The organism is Methylosoma difficile, assembly GCF_054657615.1.
On sequence record NZ_BAAHYJ010000002.1, the window covers coordinates 60,905 to 77,809 of the forward strand.

The following is a 16,905-nucleotide window of genomic DNA, read 5'->3' on the forward strand; positions in this document are numbered from 1 at the left end:
TGCCCCGCTAAACGAAGCGGTGAAAGCTGGAATATTGCCAATCGGCTGCCCGTTCCACCCAACCATGCTTTACGGGATTGTAATGGATGTAATCAACATGTCTGGCATAATCCAATTCATCGCGCAGGGCATGTTCCCAAAAACGGCGTTGCCAGATTCCGCGCTCATGACGTTTTAGACGCACATCAGAACGATGCTCAGTAATCGGCAATTGCTTGGAAAAGGTTTTTTTAATCGCCCGCCAACGGCCTGAAAAATCATCATCGCCTTCAGGTAAAGTCAATATGCAATGTAAATGTTCGGGCAATACCACAATGGCATCAATATGAAAGGGGCGTTGTTGTTTAACCGTGCGGAAGGAATCGCGCAATAGGTCGATGTGTTCAGTTAACAGATGTTTTTTTCGATCCAGCAAATTAACAGTGAAAAAATAACATCCACCCGGAACGCGGTAGCGGACATAGTTAGACATAAATCCCCAAAGAACAAAGTAGGGTGTATAAGCGAAGCGCCATACACCGAATTGTGAATAGATAACGCGCCATGTAGGGTCAATTTATGGCAGGAATGAATAACGGGGAGCGGTAAATCCGTTTGCAGTGATTGGTTGGTAATCCCGATGTGGTGTATGACGCTTCGCTTATACACCCTACGAGCTTTACTGCTGACTCCTGATGCTGTAGTCCATGATCCAGACCAATCATTATTATTATAGTTTGGGTTTGTATTTTCTATATAAAACCCTATATCTTTAAGAACAGATTCACCGAACTGGTATCTTCCTATGAATCCATAACTGTTTTGATCTTGGTAGCCACCTCTTCCAGCGGACTCCCTATCTCCAATGGCATCTAACAAATTTTGATATGTTTTTGACATATTTTTTTCTCCTATTTTCTAATTGATTTGGAATACTCATATGATTTACCGTTCCATTGCCAAATCGAACGTGATTTTTTGTTTGCATCGTAGAAAAGTAAATCATGGTAGCCTTCCGATTTGTTACAAGAAATTTGAATATTGCTGTTAGATATAATTCCGCTTGAATCTCCATCAATGATGTTATGAAAACCAAAGTTTTTACTTTTCTGAAGGACGCTAATAAGACAGCCATGAGAACCACAGCCATGAACGAAATTAAGAATAATTTCATCAATACCATCTTCATTTAGGTCGATTGAAGAAATGAAACACTGCCGAAAGGAATTATCATCAGGCAAGATATTACCGTTAGCATCAAAATCTGTTGTTAGATTAATATCACCCAATAATTTACTTAATTCCGCACATGGTTTCTGAATGAATTCAAGATAACGAACACCGTGCTTTTGTTCAGTGATGGCAAATGCTGACCCTGAAGTTACCACTAACAAATACAGAACGATATTTTTTTTAATTGATTTGGTTAAGAGCATTATTTTTTATAGAAAAAGATTGCTATTATTGCCTAACGTTAAAGAGACACCTTAAGATGCGTATGAAAATTCAAAAATCGGTGTATAACTTATTCCGCTAGTTTTCGAATCAAGAAAATAGCAAAATAATTCGACACAATCAATAATTATATTAGCCTGTTTTATACAAACCAAAACTCCCCATACTAACAAGTCAATCAAAAACCCCAAAAACTCAATGCGCCTCATCCCAATTCCCGCCAACTCCCACATCAACCACCAACGGCACAGCCAATTCTGCCGCAGCGCACATTAGCCCGCGTATCTTAGCAATACACTCCTCCAAACAGTCCTCGGCAATTTCAAACACCAGTTCGTCATGCACTTGCATAATCATTTTGGCGTGGGGTTGGTCGGTTTGTAGCCAATGGTCGGTGGCGATCATGGCGCGTTTGATGATGTCGGCGGCGGTGCCTTGCATGGGGGCGTTGATGGCGGTGCGTTCGGCGTATTGGCGCAGGGCGGCGTTGCGGGCGTTGATTTCCGGCAGGTACAGGCGGCGACCGAACAGGGTTTCGACATAGCCTTGTTCGCGGGCGAGGACGCGGATGGTGTCCATGTAGTTTTTTACGCCGGGATAACGGGCGAAATACAGGTCGATGTAGGCTTGCGCTTGGCTGCGGGTGATGCCGAGTTGTCCGGCGAGGCCGAACGAGGACATGCCGTAAATCAGCCCGAAGTTGATGGCTTTGGCGGAGCGGCGCAAGTCGTTGGTGACTTGGTCGGGGGCAACGCCAAACACTTCGGCGGCGGTGGCGCGATGCACGTCTTCACCGTCGGAAAAGGCTTTCAGCAAGCCAGCATCGGCGGATAGATGCGCCATGATGCGCAGTTCAATTTGCGAATAGTCGGCGGCGACGATTTTATAGCCCGCAGGCGCGATAAAGGCTTGGCGGATTTTGCGGCCTTCTTCACTGCGGATGGGGATGTTTTGCAGGTTGGGGTCGGATGACGACAAGCGTCCGGTGGCGGCAACGGCTTGGTGGTACGAGGTATGCACGCGTCCGGTTTGGTTATCGACCTGCTGCGGCAGTTTGTCGATGTAGGTGGATTTCAGTTTGCTTAAGCTGCGGTATTCCAAAATCTGCTTGGGCAAAGGGTAATCCAGTGCCAATTCTTGCAGCACCGATTCGTCGGTGGACGGCTGGCCTTTGGGGGTTTTTTTCAGTATCGGCAGTTTTTGTTCGTCGTAGAGAATTTCTTGGATTTGCTTGGGCGAGCCAAGGTTAAACACCCGCCCCGCCAAGTGGTGGGCGTGTTGTTCGATGCTAATCAATTGGCTGGCGAGTTCGAGGCTTTGTTGGGCGAGCATGTCGGTGTCGATCAATACGCCGTTGCGTTCAATGCGCGCCAAGACGCTGAGCAGCGGCATTTCCATGTCGGTGTATAGGCTTAGCAAACGTGGTTGTTGTTGCAGTTGGCTGTGCAAAACCTGATGCAGGCGCAAGGTGATGTCGGCATCTTCGGCGGCGTAAGGTGTGGCTTGTTCGATGGACACTTCGGAAAAGCCGATTTGTTTCGCGCCTTTGCCCGCCACGTCTTCGTAGTGGATGGTGTCAACGCCTAAATATTTTTTCGCCAGATCGTCCATGTTGTGCCTGCCAGTGCTGTTGACCACATAGGATTCCAGCATGGTATCTTGGGCGATGCCGCGCAGGGCAATGCCGTGGTTGGCGAGGACATGGCTGTCGTATTTCAGATTTTGCCCTAGTTTGGCTTGGGCGGGGTTTTCCAACAGCGGGCGCAATTTTTCTAGGCACTGGTCGCGGTCGAGCTGGTCGGGTGCGCCGGGGTAGTCGTGCGCCAAGGGCAGGTAGGCGGCTTCGCCCGGTGTTACCGCAAACGATACGCCGACGATGCGGGCTTTGCTGTAGTCGAGGCTGGTGGTTTCGGTATCAAAAGCGAACAAGTCGGCGTGTGACAGTTTATCCAGCCAGTCGTTGAAGTGTGCTTCGGTGAGGATGGTTTGGTAATCGCTGACGAGGGTTTCCGGTTGTTCGGGTTCGTCGAGCAAGTCGGCTTGAGCGGGTACGGGTTTCGGGTTGTAGGCAGGTGTGCTGTCGAGTTGTTTGATCCACGAGGAAAAACCTAAATCGCTGAGCAGATGTTTCAGCTCCGGCTTGTCCATCGGTTGTTGTTTTAGATCGTCCATGTGGTACGACAATGCTAAATCGCAACGGATAGTGGTCAGTTGTTTGGAGAGCGGCAGTTGCGGCAAGCTGTTGCGGAGGTTTTCGCCAATTTTGCCTTTGATGTCATCGGCATGGGCGATGAGGTTTTCTAGGGTTTGATACTCTTCCAACCATTTCGCAGCGGTTTTCGGGCCGACTTTGGGTACGCCGGGGATGTTATCAACGGTATCGCCAATCAGGGCCAAGTAGTCAATGATCTGATCCGGCCTGACACCGAATTTGTCGATCACGCCTTGCACGTCTAGGCGGGTGTTGGTCATGGTGTTTTCTAGGATGATCTGCTCGTTGACCAATTGCGCCATGTCCTTATCGCCTGTGGAGATGATGACACTGTAACCCAGCTCAACCGCGTGGCAGGCCAAGATGCCCAGCACGTCGTCGGCTTCGATGCCTTTTTCGATAATCAACGGCAAACCCATGGCGCGGATGATGTGGTGCAACGGCTCGATTTGCACGCGCAAATCATCTGGCATCGGTGGACGGTTGGCTTTGTATTGGTCGTATAAGTCGTTGCGGAAGGTTTTGCCCGGCGCGTCGAACACCACGGTGATGTAATCGCTGTGGTAATCGGCAATCAGTTTCCGCAGCATGTTGGTCACACCGTGAATGGCGTTGGTGGGAATGCCGCTGGGGCCGGTCAGTGGCGGAATGGCGTGGTAGGCGCGGAACAGGAACGATGAGCCATCAACCAGGATGAGGCGTTTAGTGGTGTCTTGGGGCATAGTCGGTCAGCTAAAAAAGGGAAAAGGCTAGGGTAGCATTTTTGGCAATTTGAGTGGCAATTGCTTGTCGGGATTTGCTTAGGTTTTAGTCGTCATCGCCTGTTGGCGCTTGTTTTTGCTGGGCGGACAAAAGCATTTGTGCGCCGGTGACGACGATTTCCTCGTCCGCAGCCAGGTTGTCGCTGACAAAATAGCCGTCTTTGCTGGCGGTATATTGGTTGATAGGTCGCGGGCTAAATTGTTGTTGGTCGTTTTTGATATAGACCAAGGCTTGTGATTGCGACCACACTAAGGATGATTGGGGAATGACAACGCCGGTCTGATACTGTGCCGTGGGTAGCCAGGCGCTGATTTTCATGCCGATGCGGATGTTATCGCCATTCGTTTGGTAAAAATAGTTGTTGCCTTGTTCGTTGCCCAGGCTTTGCGGGGCTTTGGCAATGAGCGTGGCGGTTTGCGCTTGGTTGCGTTCACCGGTTACGCCAATGGCGATGGTGGTGGGGTCATTGTTCAGCAAGGTGTTGGCGGGCAAGCTGATTTGCAGCAGGCTGCGTTTACCTGTAATGAAGTCATCCAAGTGTGCTGATGTATCGGCTAACGCCCACTCGGTCAAAACCTTGCCCCAGCCGATAAGGGCTTCTTCTTTGATGGCTTGCATTTGCTGGCTGGCGGTAATGCTTTCGGCATGGGCATTTTGCCATTGTAATTGTTGGTCTTGTAGCTGCCGTTGTGCGGATATGCCGTTTTTGTAGAGTTCTTGTTGCCGGTTAAGGAATTGTTCGGCTTGTTTCAGGTGGGCATTGGCGAAATTTGCCGCAGCTAGTGCGCTACGGTAACGGTTACGTAAATTCAGCAAGGGTTGCAGGCTGATGGCTTTGCCATAACCATTCACTTCCTGCTGATGCTGGGTGGCTTTTAAGGTGAGGGTGGTGATGCCGGAGAGTTGTTGTGCTGCGCTGTTGATGGTAACCGCTTGGTTTTCGGGTGTTGACGGTGTTTGCTCGTCGGTGTCGGCTTGTGTGGGGTGGTTGAGTCCACAGATTAGCAATAAAAGGGTCAGTGGAAGTTTCATAGTCGATGATGCGTTTGTTAACTGCAAATGCTTGCCAAAAAAAAGCCCCGGTTGAATGCTCAACCGGGGCTTTTTGACCAAAGCTTAATTAATCAGTTGTGATTAGTTAGGCAGAGCGAATACGGTTAAAGTACCGCCCAATTTGGTGTAAGAGTTCAAGCTTCTGTATGCACCAACGGCACCCAGACCTTCTGAACCAGATGCATCTGTACCGTCGTCCAAACCAGCCGCGATACCGATACCTGCCCAGCCACCAATACCTGACAATACGCCAACATATTGTTTGCCGTTGTAAGACCAAGTATTGACGTTGCCGATGATGCCTGATGGGGTTTTGAATTTGTACAATTCTTTGCCGGTTTTTGCATCAACTGCTTTCAAGTAGCCTTCCAGTGTGCCGTAGAATACAACGCCGCCGGCAGTAGCAACAGAACCCGACCAAACTGAGAATTGCTCTTTGTTTGACCAAGCAATTTTGCCTGTTTTAGCGTCATACGCAGTGAATTGGCCCAAGTTGGTAGTGTCGTCTGGTTTGCCTGTTATTGCGTCAGCACCGGCTGGCATCATGCTCAGCGTAGCACCTACGTAAGGTTGACCAGCAGTGTAAGACACTTCGAATGGTTCGTAGTCCATACACAGGTGGTTGCCTGAGATATAGAACAAGCCAGTTTGTGGAGAGTAAGAAACAGGTTGTTGGTTTTTAGAACCTAACGCCGCTGGGCAAGCGCCAGTGGTGTTGACGTCTTCACCGTTTTGTTCAGTACTGTATTTAGATACGACTTGTGGACGGCCTGTTTTCATGTCAACGTGAGTTGCCCAGTTAACAGATTTGTCGAATTTTTCAGCAACTAACAATTCGCCATTTTCACGGTCCAAAGTGTAGCCAAAGCCGTTACGGTCGAAATGCACGATAGTTTTGTGCATTTTGCCTTTTACTTCTTGGTCAACCAAAACGGTTTCGTTGATACCGTCAAAATCCCACTCATCGTGTGGAGTCATTTGGTAAACCCATTTTACGGCGCCTGTGTCAGCATCACGTGCCCACAATGACATAGACCATTTGTTGTCGCCAGGACGTTGTACTGGGTTCCAAGTCGATGGGTTGCCTGATCCGTAGTAAACCAAGTTCAATTTAGGGTCGTAGCTGTACCAGCCCCAAGTTGTACCGCCACCGATTTTCCATTGGTCGCCTTCCCAAGTGCTGGTAGAAGAATTTGCGCCAACTGGAGTGACTTTACCGTCTTCCCAAGTAGTGGTTTTTTTAGGGTCGATTAAAGTGTCTTTATCTGGACCGATGCTATAGCCTTTCCAAGCCAATTTGCCGGTTTTGATGTCGTAAGCAGCCAAGAAGCCGCGAACACCAAACTCACCACCGGAAATACCGGTTAAGACTTTGTCTTTAACAACTAAAGGGGCGTTAGTATTGGTCATACCCAATTTTGGGTCGCCGTTTTGTACGCTCCATACGCGTTTGCCAGTTTTAGCATCTAAAGCTGTCAATACGGTGTTGGATTGTTGTACGAAGATTTTGCCGTCGCCGTAAGCCAAACCACGGTTAACGGTGTCGCAGCACATCACAGGGATGGTTACGTCAGCGTCTTGTTGTGGAGTGAATTCCCAGATAACAGATTGGGTGCTTTGATCGATAGCGTAAACAGTGTTAGGGAATGGTGTGTGGATATAAAGTACATCGTCAACAACCAATGGGCCGCCTTCATGACCACGCAATACACCAGTGGAGAAAGACCAAGCTGGTTGCAGGGTTTTTACGTTGCTGGCGTTGATTTCTTTCAATTCGCTGTAACGGGTACCTGCGTAGTTACCGCCCCAAGTTGCCCAGTTTGCTGGGTTTTGGGTTAATTTTTCAACACCACTGTTAGCGGTTGAAATTGCTGGCGCGGCCAATAAAGCAGCTACACTAGAAGCAAGCAACCAACTTTGTAAAGGCTTCTTCATATTTTTTTTCTCCTGGTACTTTGTCGTTTAACAAAATACTGATTTATGTTTTTTAGACTAATATTAGTTTTTTGGCTGATTTTTAACATTCCTCGTATACAGGAATTTTTCATGCCAAGTGCCTAGATTTAATGATTTTGCCTAAAATGTCAATATTTAATAAGTGTTAATCCAAGCTGAATCTGTTTGCAGCCCTTTTGCCTGTTCGGGTCGATTTGTTAAGCTGCTAAATAACCTCAATTTTATACCCGTCAGCAGACCAGCATAGAATTTCTCCGGCCTCTTTGCGCCACGCTGCCAGTACAAACCGTTGCGCGTCTTGCGGGCCTATCTTGATGTCGTGGACATTCGGGCGATGCGTGTGCCCATGAATCAAGCGTAGTACCTGGTGTTTTTGCATCGTGGCAACGACGGTTTGCGGGTTGACGTCCATAATGTCTTGGCTTTTGTTGCGTTTATGGAAAAAGCTTCTTAGCCGGTACCAGCGTGCAAACAATAGCCGGACCAGCAGCGGTTTCGACAAAACGTCTGCTTGCCACGCCGGCGTATGGGATTTTTCCCGAAATGCTTGGTAGGGCAGGTCATCGGTACAGAGCAAATCGCCGTGCATCAGCAAGGTGGGCGTGCCAAACAGATCGATAACCACCTCATCATCCAAAAGCGTTACTCCCGTTGCTTGGCAAAAGCGTTGGCCTAATAAGAAATCTCGATTGCCCAATTGCAGGCCGACAAAAATACCGGCGCCGGTCAACTTTTTTAGCTGCTTGCGGATTTTTCCGTTCGGTGGCGTGAAATCGTCATCGCCAACCCAAGCATCGAACAAATCGCCCAAAATGTAGACGGCTTTGGCCTGTGTGGCGCGGGTTTGCAGAAAATTAAGGAAGCGGCGGGTGATGTCGGGCTTGTCCAGCGACAAGTGTAAATCGGAAATGAACAGGATGTCTTGATTCATAAAGGATAGGGGATAAAAGGCGCGCAGTGGCTGCACGCCTTAGAGGAGCTTACTCGACGACTTCGGCTTTTTCGATCACGATGTCCGTTTTGGGTACGTCTTGGTGGCCGCCACGGTTGCCGGTGGGTTCTTTGGCCATGGCATCAACTACATCCATGCCTTCAACCACTTCACCAAATACAGCATAGCCCCAGCCGTTGCCGCTTGGGCTGGTAAAGTTTAAAAAGCCGTTGTCTTTGTAGTTGATAAAGAATTGTGCGGTGGCGGAGTGCGGATCCGATGTGCGCGCCATTGCGATAGTGCCGCGTTTGTTGGTCAAACCGTTATCCGCTTCGTTTTTAATGGTGGTGTGGGTGGCTTTTTGTTTAAAGCTGTTATCAAAGCCGCCGCCTTGCGCCATAAAGCCTGGGATGATGCGATGGAAAATCGTACCGTTATAAAAGCCTTCGTTGACATAAGTTAAGAAGTTTGCCGATGACACAGGCGCTTTTTCGGTATCCAATTGGATGACGATTGTGCCTAATGTGGTGGTCAATTTAACTTGTGTGTTTGTTTGTGACATTTTGTTTTCCGTTGCAAAAGAGAGGGTTGATGTAAAGACGAGCAGCAGGCCCAAAATGGGAGCGCGCATAAATGATCCTTGCACTTTAATGAAAGACCCAAGATTTTAGGTGTTTTTAGCTTGAAAGAGAAGTATACGCTTGGTAAATTGGCTGCCATTTGCCGCTATCCCTGTGCGGTTTAACGACAGCCCTTTCGATTATTGCCTTTATGTTGAAAATTTATAACACCCTGACCCGCAAAAAAGAACCGTTCCAGCCACGCGTAGCGGGACAAGTCGGCATGTATGTCTGCGGCATGACGGTTTATGATTATTGCCATATCGGACACGCCCGCGTCATGGTCGTGTTTGACACGGTGGCGCGTTATTTGCGCCATTCCGGCTATGCGCTGACCTACGTCCGCAATATCACCGATATTGACGACAAAATTATCCATCGTGCTAATGAAAACGGCGAAGAATTTACCGCCTTAACCGAGCGTTTTATCGATGCCATGCACGAAGACGAGCGCGCCTTGTCGGTGCTGCCGCCTGACCACGAACCCAAAGCCACGCAATCCATCCCCGACATTATTGCCATGATCGAAACCTTAATTGGTAATGGTTTGGCTTATGTAGGCGGCAATGGTGACGTATTTTATTCGGTCAGCAAATTTGCCAATTACGGGCAATTGTCCGGTAAAAATTTGGAAGACCTGCAAGCTGGTGAGCGCGTCGATATTGACCACGCCAAACAAGACCCGTTGGATTTTGTCTTGTGGAAAATGGCAAAACCCGATGAACCGGCCTGGCAATCACCTTGGGGCTTGGGTCGTCCTGGCTGGCATATCGAATGTTCGGCGATGTCCACTTGCTGTTTGGGCAATCATTTCGACATCCACGGTGGCGGTATGGATTTGCAATTCCCGCACCATGAAAATGAAATCGCCCAATCCGAAGGCGCGACGGGTGAAAAGTTTGTAAACGTCTGGATGCATAACGGCTTTGTCCGCGTCAACGAAGAAAAAATGTCCAAATCCTTGGGTAATTTTTTCACCGTGCGCGAAGTGCTGAAAATATACAAACCGGAAGTCATCCGCTTTTTTATTTTATTAAGCCATTACCGCAGCCCGCTTAATTATTCGGACGAACAATTGAATGAAGCTGGTGTGGCATTGACACGCTTGTACACAGCGTTGCGTGGATTGGAAACAGATGATGCGCCGATGAATGCCGATTATTTAAGCCGCTTCGAACAAGCGATGGACGACGATTTCAACACCCCCGTCGCCTTATCCGTGCTGTTTGATTTGGCGCGTGAACTGAATACCGCCAAACAAGCCAATGAAACCGAAAAATGCGCCGGACTGGCGGCAACTTTGCGCAAGCTGGGCGGTTTGCTAGGTATTTTGCAAACAGATGCCGATAGTTTCCTGCAAGGTGATGCCGATGAAGCCATCAGTCAACAAATCCAAGCGCGTATTGATGCTAAAAAAGCGAAGAATTGGGCGTTGGCAGATCAAATCCGCGATGAATTGAAAGCGCAAGGCATTATTTTGGAGGATGCGCCAAATGGTACAACCACTTGGCGGCGTGAGGTCTAGCAGTAAAGCTGCCAAGCGTTGGCGGAAGCTTCTTTTTTTGAGGGTGGGAACAGGTAGTGTTGGATTAAGAAAATCGGCACTACCTGTTTGATATGGCTTTTTAAAAGAGAGGGATTACTCGGCAGCTTTGGGTTTGCTGGCAATAAAGGTTACTGTTTTGATTTTAACCATTTCGCCGTCTTTCTCTTTTTCTTTGTTACGAACTTGGAATCTTCCAAAGCCACCCACTTTTAACGGGCCTTCTTCAACTTCATTAATTTGCTGTTTCAGTTGTGCCAATGTTGCGCGAACAATGCTTGCTGCTTTTTTGTCGGTCATTTTGCCAAGCAATTCTGGGTTTTCGGCTTTGATAAGTTCTACGATTTCGATAGGTTTCATTTTGTGTCCTTTGGTTGGTATTGCTGGTGGTTTTTGGTTTCTGGTTTTTACGCTTGTTGTCTTTGCGGTTTTTCATCGTTCTTCGGTAAATTGAAGAATGCTCTTGAATACGGGCAATTAGTCAAGTAGTCCCATTTTTACAAATATTTTTCTCATGGAATGCCATTGTTGGACAATTTCGGTGGCAGTCGTTTTGGCAATGGGGTTTGAGTTGCCTTCACGTTCAAACCATTTTTCTGCGGTTGCCAAATTTTCAGCTAACGTTAATGCCGCAAACTCCGCCCTTAATATATCGAGCCGATTGTGCTTGCGTACCCAGCTTTCGTAAGCGGCAATTTCGTCTTGGCTAAGCAGTTTTTGCAAATCTTCCGAAAGCGTGGTTTCCGCCAATGGCACGGTTCCAATAATGGCATTGCTGCCTTTTTTTTTGCTTTTGTCATACGTTACTCGTATGAGTTGGATGACATTTTTTCTAATACGAAAATGCATAATTTTTCCTTGTTTTCGGGCAATATATTGCCTTATTTTTTAATAAAAAGCAAAGATTAACTTTTTCAAATCTTATGTCTAGCCAATAGCGAGTTGTAGTAGTGTTGGGTTTTTTGGCAAGCATGCTTTATTCGTTTAAGGAAAGGCGGTGCTTAGTTTGCTATGGGAGGGGAATGCAGCTGCCGTCCGGCTTTATGGTTGCCGATGCCAAAATGGGGCTTGTTTTTACAGGAGTTTAATTTTTTTCGGACGTTATTTGAAAGATTTGAAAGGGTTTGATTTGGAAATAAAGGGGGGCTGAAAATGCAAAGCCTGTTTGTGAAATATTAGTGTTTTGCCAGAAAAACAGCATCCTGGGCGGGGACAATGACTTCATCTTCAATGGGTTTGCCATTGTTTATATTGATATTTTGATCACCTTTTAGATGTTGAAAGGTGTCTTTTTTTAACTTGAATATCCAAGGGTTTTTGGTCATGTTGAGTAGCACCATGCCGTTTTCAAACTCGCGTGACCATCTCTCCGCACTGCCTTTATAAAGTTTGATGTTGCTTATTTCCGTGCTTCCGATTTGCTCTGAGATACCAAATTTAGCGGCAGGTGAGCCATCGGCAACAAAGCTTACGCGGTAATGCCTTGGTCTTGAATCAACTAATACCGACAGAGGGTGTTGGTTTTTGCCCGATGGTTCGGCGCCGCTAATGGTCAACATGCGGGGTACTTTTTCAAAAACTTGTCCTGCATACTGCCAAGTGTCATCGCCACGGGCATCGAATTCTAGTGTGTACTCTTGCCCTGGTGTTAAGTTTTTAACCCCGTTTTGGGTTGAAAGTAGGGTTCCAAAAAATCTTTTTTCGGGCAATATATTGTCTGGAATGTAGGTGACCTTGGCGGAATGTAGCGTTTTGTTCTGACTGAATTCGGCCTTAAAGCCTTCTTGGTTAGACCATTGCCAATCTTGTTCGGACAGCAAGTCCGTTTTGTCTAAATCGCTCAAATGCTGTTGTTCGTTTTCTATCGGGCGGCCTAGCCAATGCCAATTTTGTAAGTTACCACCATGGTATTCGTCCCATTTAAAGACTCCAAACTCTTCGTTGCGCCCGCCGCCATGTTTGGCATTGGCTGGATCAAAACCGATGTCTTTTAGGTTTGCAAAAGGGTGTGGCATTCCTAATAGGCATGCTGATGCCAAGCCTATTCGGAAGCGGTAATCGGCATTCCCACTGTTGCCGGTATGGTCGTTGGCGAATAGGGTTGTTGGGGTTTTTGTAAAGGGGTAGCTTAGATGTGGGGCCATGCCGGCGTTTTCAACCCATAAACGCAAATGACCGAATGCTTGTGAGAAACGGTTGAAGTCATTAGCGGCAGGGAAAGATTCCATTTGCACGCCATTTAAAAATTGCCAGCCGCGCATACCTGTTTGTGCGTCGTTGCTGTCAGCTTGGATGATTTTTTCAGTTCCAAGTTGTTTTCGTAATTCACGGAAAAAAACTTGTCCGCCCAGTCCAAAACTGTTTACTCCATCAATATAGCCATAATCCGCTATCAAATCGTTATTGACATCCATAGGATTGGCTAAAGGAAAGCCCCATGTCCAGCGCGCGACATCAAACTCTACCCCATCTGCTTTTGAATTGATGACTTTTTGGGCTGCTTTTTGGGCAAACCATTCGGCTGCCGTTAGGTTTTGCGGACCACCACGGGGGCAGTGTAGGCTGAAGTTGAGTTGCCATTGTTGTGTCCAGAACATCATGTGTGCGGCAACAACGGTTTGTCCGGCTTTAAAGGCTAGGCGGCGGCTGTTCCATTGGCCTCGCTCTACCCTGATTTTATTGCCGTCCATACCTGTGAGAGCAACGTGTTCAGCTTTTGACCAGTCTGGTTTTCCGGATGGGTTCAGCGCGTAAATAACCAATGCATACGGAAAGCTTTTGTTAGTGCGTTTTATTATTTGTTGGTTATTGGCGATAAGATTGGGGGCCGTTACGGTGAAGACAGTATCTTCTGGGGATATGTTTTGGCTGAGCAGCGTGCCTTGTTTGTAAAGCAAATGCCCAGGCCATACTTCGGAAAAATCATGTTCATTAATGCCGCCATAAGCATCTTGAACAGTCACGATTTTATCGGGCCATCTATCGTGTACCGCTTTGGCTTTTTTTTCATTGCCTGGAGCATGGATAAAAGAAAAGGGTGCTTGATTTTCTAGTCGTTGTTCAAACGCTATGCTGCCGTATTTTGTGTTATCAAAGGCACGAAAAGTCATCGCCGCTGGGAAGGTTTCTGGAGTCTTTGGAGGTGCGGCTAAAACGGTTTTTCCATTGATGGGCATTAATAGTCCAATAAACGGAAAAACGTAGCGCGCTAATTGAAGTTTTGGCATTTTAATTGGCTCATCAGGCTATTTTATTTCGGCTTAGGTTAAAATGCGACGAGCCTTTGGGTTGTCGGTTAGGTTATTTAATAATGATAAACGCTTAGCAATAAGTCATCATGTAAGAAACTCGCTTATAGGGCGTATTCACTGGCATACTTATACATCTACAACCGAGTTTTTTGTAAGAGGTTTATGGTGTTACGGTAAAAGAATTCCTAGTTGTTTAAATTAATATTGTATTTAGTAACAATAAATACTTTTGGCTAAAGTTCGAAATATTCCAGCCATGCATTCGGTACGTTAATAAATTTGCCATTAATGGTTGCTACCATCTCTTTAAAATGAGCTTTTAGCCTTAATTCAAGCTCTTCAGGCATAGGTGCTTTTTTGGTTTCGTAAACTCTTGCGCCCAATGTGTTTGAAAAAATTTCCATGTCGGGTGCAGGAACATCGATAAACGCATAAATATCGCCGATCAACTTGGCGGGGTCTTCTTTAATGTCGTCGTAGAATTTGATGAGCAATTTGTCCTTTAGGCCTGCTTCATGAATATCTTGTAGCGATTTTAGATAGTTATTTCTCTTTTTTACGTCAAGTTGCTCAGTGCAACGTTCAAATAACAGGTCGATATTATTGCCGTATTTATCAAAAAAGCCTTCAACCCCTCCAGGGGTTCTTTTTTTGCCTTGTAGTAATCCAGACCACGCGCGTTCTACGGGGTTCCTTAAAATAAAAAGAAGGTACGTTTCATTGGCTATATTTGCCATATGGCTAAAACCTTCAGAACCGATGACCGCATAGTCTGGTGTGATGTCTATAGAACACAGCTGGTTTTTACGCAAACTCAGCAATTCGGTATACCATTCATCATTAAGATCACCCATTAATAAGGTGAATCTTCTTGCTAACATGGGTGATATGTCATGTTGGATGCAGAAGTCTATGAATGTACTTTCACGTTTCCCCGAAAACCAAGCTTCAAACATAAATGTCGTGATTACGTCTTGGCTTTTGCACAGTTTAACGATATTTGAGGCGCGCCAACTGTTTATATGATTAAGATTGTTGTAAATATAATCAAAATAGTGGATTTCTTTGACAAAAGGGCATTTTGCAAGGCGATTGTCTTCACTTAATACTGAATGTAGCCAACTTGTCCCGGCTTTTTGTGCGCCGACGCAGACAAGAAGTTTTTCTAGTTTAGGAGTAGTCATAAGTTTTAAGAAGTATTCAGAATTTATAAATGTTAGCTATTTAGAGCATCCGCCATCGCCAAAAACCTTGTCAAGATAGGCTTGTTGTTTCGAATAACGGTTTTCTAATAGAGCTACAGTTTCTCTGCTGAGGTCTTTTGTTTCGTCCAAAGCATTCACTTTTGTATTTATAAGTTTATAGTATTGCGGTAGCGATACGGATATACCCAGAAAATCTGACAAACTATCGGCGGTTTTTTCAACATTTCCAAATAAATCGTCGTAGCTTAAAAATAATACGTTCGAAAAATGTTTTTGGAATTTGCTTAATGACAGCTCATAGTCGTTAAATAAATCTTGTATATCGAGCCATTCGTTTTCATCTTTTAATATAGACAGAAGATTGCTTTCAAATTGGCTCATGTCAGCACCCGGCAGATTAATCATCATGAGTTTAAATGCTGAAATAAAACGTTTTACCGGGTTTCTTGCCAATAAAATTATCTTTGTATCTTTTCCGACGGTTTCACGCATTTTGTTAATGCCTTTTTCTGGTAGAACCATATATTCAGGCGTAATTTCGCCCAAAATGTTATGGTCTATCACGCAGGGTCTAAAAAGATCTATGTAATCAATCGTGTTAACCTTTTTTACAGCCAATAACATATTGGTCCGTAAAAAATTCTTATAGCGTTTATCGATAAATGAAAAGTCAGTAGCTGCTGAAATATTTGATATTTCGCGTTCAAGCTGGCGCAGCGAAAAAGTACGTAAAGTTTGTTCGCTACGCACTTTGTAAAGCGTGTCAAAGTAATGCAGTTCTTTGACAGGATTCATGTAAATGGTGGTGCATTCCTCTAAAATTCTATGTAATAAGGTTGATCCGGCTCTTTGTGAGCCTATTCCGATTACAAATTGTGTCATTTCTTCTGTCCTTTGTTTGCATAAAATTTCGTGAGCTCTTTGACTTGTTCGGAGGCAAGTCGAGGCTTTTTCGCTTTGGCAAGGTCTTTATATGTCTTGGGATCATTGTCAATTTTACCCAAACAGGCGACCAGTGAAGGCAGGTTGGGTTCTAAGACAAACCCCGATTCTCCTTCTATGACGTCCTCACCAATGCCACCTTTGTTGCTGGTGACAACCCAGCAGCCACATGCACTGGCTTCTCTAGTCACCAAGCCATAACTTTCCGGCCATTTGGAGGGGGCACAAAGTACGTCTATTTTATTGTATAAATCGACGACTTTATTTTGTTTGATGGGGCCAATGAATGTGACTGGCACTTTCCCCCAGAACGCTTTTACTACATCGCCGGGCGATTTTGAGTGGTCAACGACCAGCATTTCGATGTTTTTAGGTTGCAGTTGCATGATGGTGTCTTGTAACAGGAAGTAGCCTTTATGCTCTGCCATGCCGCCAATATGTGCGCAAACCACTTTTTCTGCATAAGAGGTGTCTTTTGGACGCCATTGTACGCTTTCAGAAATACCATTTTTATTGACGTCCACTAATGGGATTTCATTTTTACGGTAAATTTCGGCAAAACATTCAGAAACGGATAAGGCAGCTTCGGCATCCCGTAGCAAACCTTTTAAATACAATGACCTCTCAATCGATTCGATCATGCTGACGTTGTTAGGCAAAGCATGTTCTTCGTAAGGGTCTGGGTGGCCTTCTGGGTATATTTTACCTTCTTGGTCAACCAAGAATTGGTAGTCGGAAATCCACCAAGCGTCATGCAATGTGATGATGTAGGGGATTTTTGCTTTACGGGTAGCCTCAACCGAAGATGCCGTTAAGCGCTGTACGCAATGGAAGTGGACTAAGTCTGGTTTTTCGACTTCTAAAAACTCATTGAAGATGTCCAAAATTTTGTCATCTTTTGGATGCCAATCCATATTTTCCCGCCACAAAATAGTTGACCGGTAAACCCTAACGCCTTGGTGGCTGTAAATTGACATTTGGTATGGCGCTTTGCAT

At 45.9% G+C, this 16,905-nt stretch carries 14 protein-coding genes; 1 reads left to right on the plus strand and 13 read right to left on the minus strand.

The genetic code is table 11. The features are described from left to right. Positions 1 to 7: 7 nt before the first annotated feature. From ACYQ1O_RS05800 to ACYQ1O_RS05830, 7 genes are all read right to left on the minus strand, one after another. Entirely contained in the window at positions 8 to 472 is a 465-nt protein-coding gene (locus ACYQ1O_RS05800; RefSeq protein WP_459990706.1) for an REP-associated tyrosine transposase, read from the minus strand. Positions 473 to 890: 418 nt separating this feature from the next. Next, a complete protein-coding gene (locus ACYQ1O_RS05805; protein ID WP_459990707.1) occupies positions 891 to 1,415 on the minus strand; it encodes a hypothetical protein in 525 nt (174 codons plus the stop codon). 214 nt (positions 1,416 to 1,629) lie between these two features. Next, positions 1,630 to 4,368, minus strand: a complete 2,739-nt coding sequence (polA, locus tag ACYQ1O_RS05810) for a DNA polymerase I (protein WP_459990708.1) — start codon at positions 4,366 to 4,368, stop codon at positions 1,630 to 1,632. 85 nt (positions 4,369 to 4,453) lie between these two features. After that, positions 4,454 to 5,440, minus strand: a complete 987-nt coding sequence (locus ACYQ1O_RS05815; RefSeq protein WP_459990709.1) for an efflux RND transporter periplasmic adaptor subunit — start codon at positions 5,438 to 5,440, stop codon at positions 4,454 to 4,456. 102 nt (positions 5,441 to 5,542) lie between these two features. Then, positions 5,543 to 7,396 carry a methanol/ethanol family PQQ-dependent dehydrogenase gene (locus tag ACYQ1O_RS05820; protein ID WP_459990710.1) on the minus strand — a complete coding sequence of 618 codons (1,854 nt, stop codon included), beginning with the start codon at positions 7,394 to 7,396 and terminating at the stop codon, positions 5,543 to 5,545. Between the two features lie 226 nt (positions 7,397 to 7,622). Further along, entirely contained in the window at positions 7,623 to 8,348 is a 726-nt protein-coding gene (gene lpxH, locus ACYQ1O_RS05825; RefSeq protein ID WP_459990711.1) for a UDP-2,3-diacylglucosamine diphosphatase, read from the minus strand. Between the two features lie 49 nt (positions 8,349 to 8,397). Continuing rightward, on the minus strand, positions 8,398 to 8,910 hold the full coding sequence (locus ACYQ1O_RS05830) for a peptidylprolyl isomerase (protein ID WP_459990712.1): 513 nt from the start codon (positions 8,908 to 8,910) through the stop codon (positions 8,398 to 8,400). Positions 8,911 to 9,119: 209 nt separating this feature from the next. On the opposite strand from ACYQ1O_RS05830, the gene cysS reads away from it, so the two are divergent. Beyond that, on the plus strand, positions 9,120 to 10,493 hold the full coding sequence (gene cysS / locus ACYQ1O_RS05835; protein WP_459990713.1) for a cysteine--tRNA ligase: 1,374 nt from the start codon (positions 9,120 to 9,122) through the stop codon (positions 10,491 to 10,493). 114 nt (positions 10,494 to 10,607) lie between these two features. Here the strand turns inward: cysS and ACYQ1O_RS05840 are convergent, their stop codons facing one another. The 6 genes from ACYQ1O_RS05840 to ACYQ1O_RS05865 form a co-directional block, all read right to left on the minus strand. Next, complete coding sequence (locus tag ACYQ1O_RS05840; RefSeq protein WP_459990714.1) at positions 10,608 to 10,871, minus strand: HU family DNA-binding protein; 264 nt, start codon at positions 10,869 to 10,871, stop codon at positions 10,608 to 10,610. Positions 10,872 to 10,988: 117 nt separating this feature from the next. After that, positions 10,989 to 11,360, minus strand: a complete 372-nt coding sequence (locus ACYQ1O_RS05845; RefSeq protein ID WP_459990715.1) for a hypothetical protein — start codon at positions 11,358 to 11,360, stop codon at positions 10,989 to 10,991. Between the two features lie 326 nt (positions 11,361 to 11,686). Then, entirely contained in the window at positions 11,687 to 13,738 is a 2,052-nt protein-coding gene (locus ACYQ1O_RS05850) for a hypothetical protein (protein WP_459990716.1), read from the minus strand. A gap of 257 nt (positions 13,739 to 13,995) precedes the next feature. After that, positions 13,996 to 14,946 (minus strand): sulfotransferase domain-containing protein, encoded by a 951-nt coding sequence (locus tag ACYQ1O_RS05855; protein ID WP_459990717.1) that lies wholly within the window; start codon positions 14,944 to 14,946, stop codon positions 13,996 to 13,998. Between the two features lie 36 nt (positions 14,947 to 14,982). Continuing rightward, positions 14,983 to 15,849, minus strand: coding sequence for a sulfotransferase domain-containing protein (locus ACYQ1O_RS05860; RefSeq protein ID WP_459990718.1), 867 nt, complete (start codon positions 15,847 to 15,849; stop codon positions 14,983 to 14,985). Continuing rightward, complete coding sequence (locus ACYQ1O_RS05865) at positions 15,846 to 16,886, minus strand: glycosyltransferase family 4 protein (protein WP_459990719.1); 1,041 nt, start codon at positions 16,884 to 16,886, stop codon at positions 15,846 to 15,848. Before ACYQ1O_RS05865 ends, ACYQ1O_RS05860 begins: the two co-directional genes overlap by 4 nt. Positions 16,887 to 16,905: the final 19 nt, after the last annotated feature.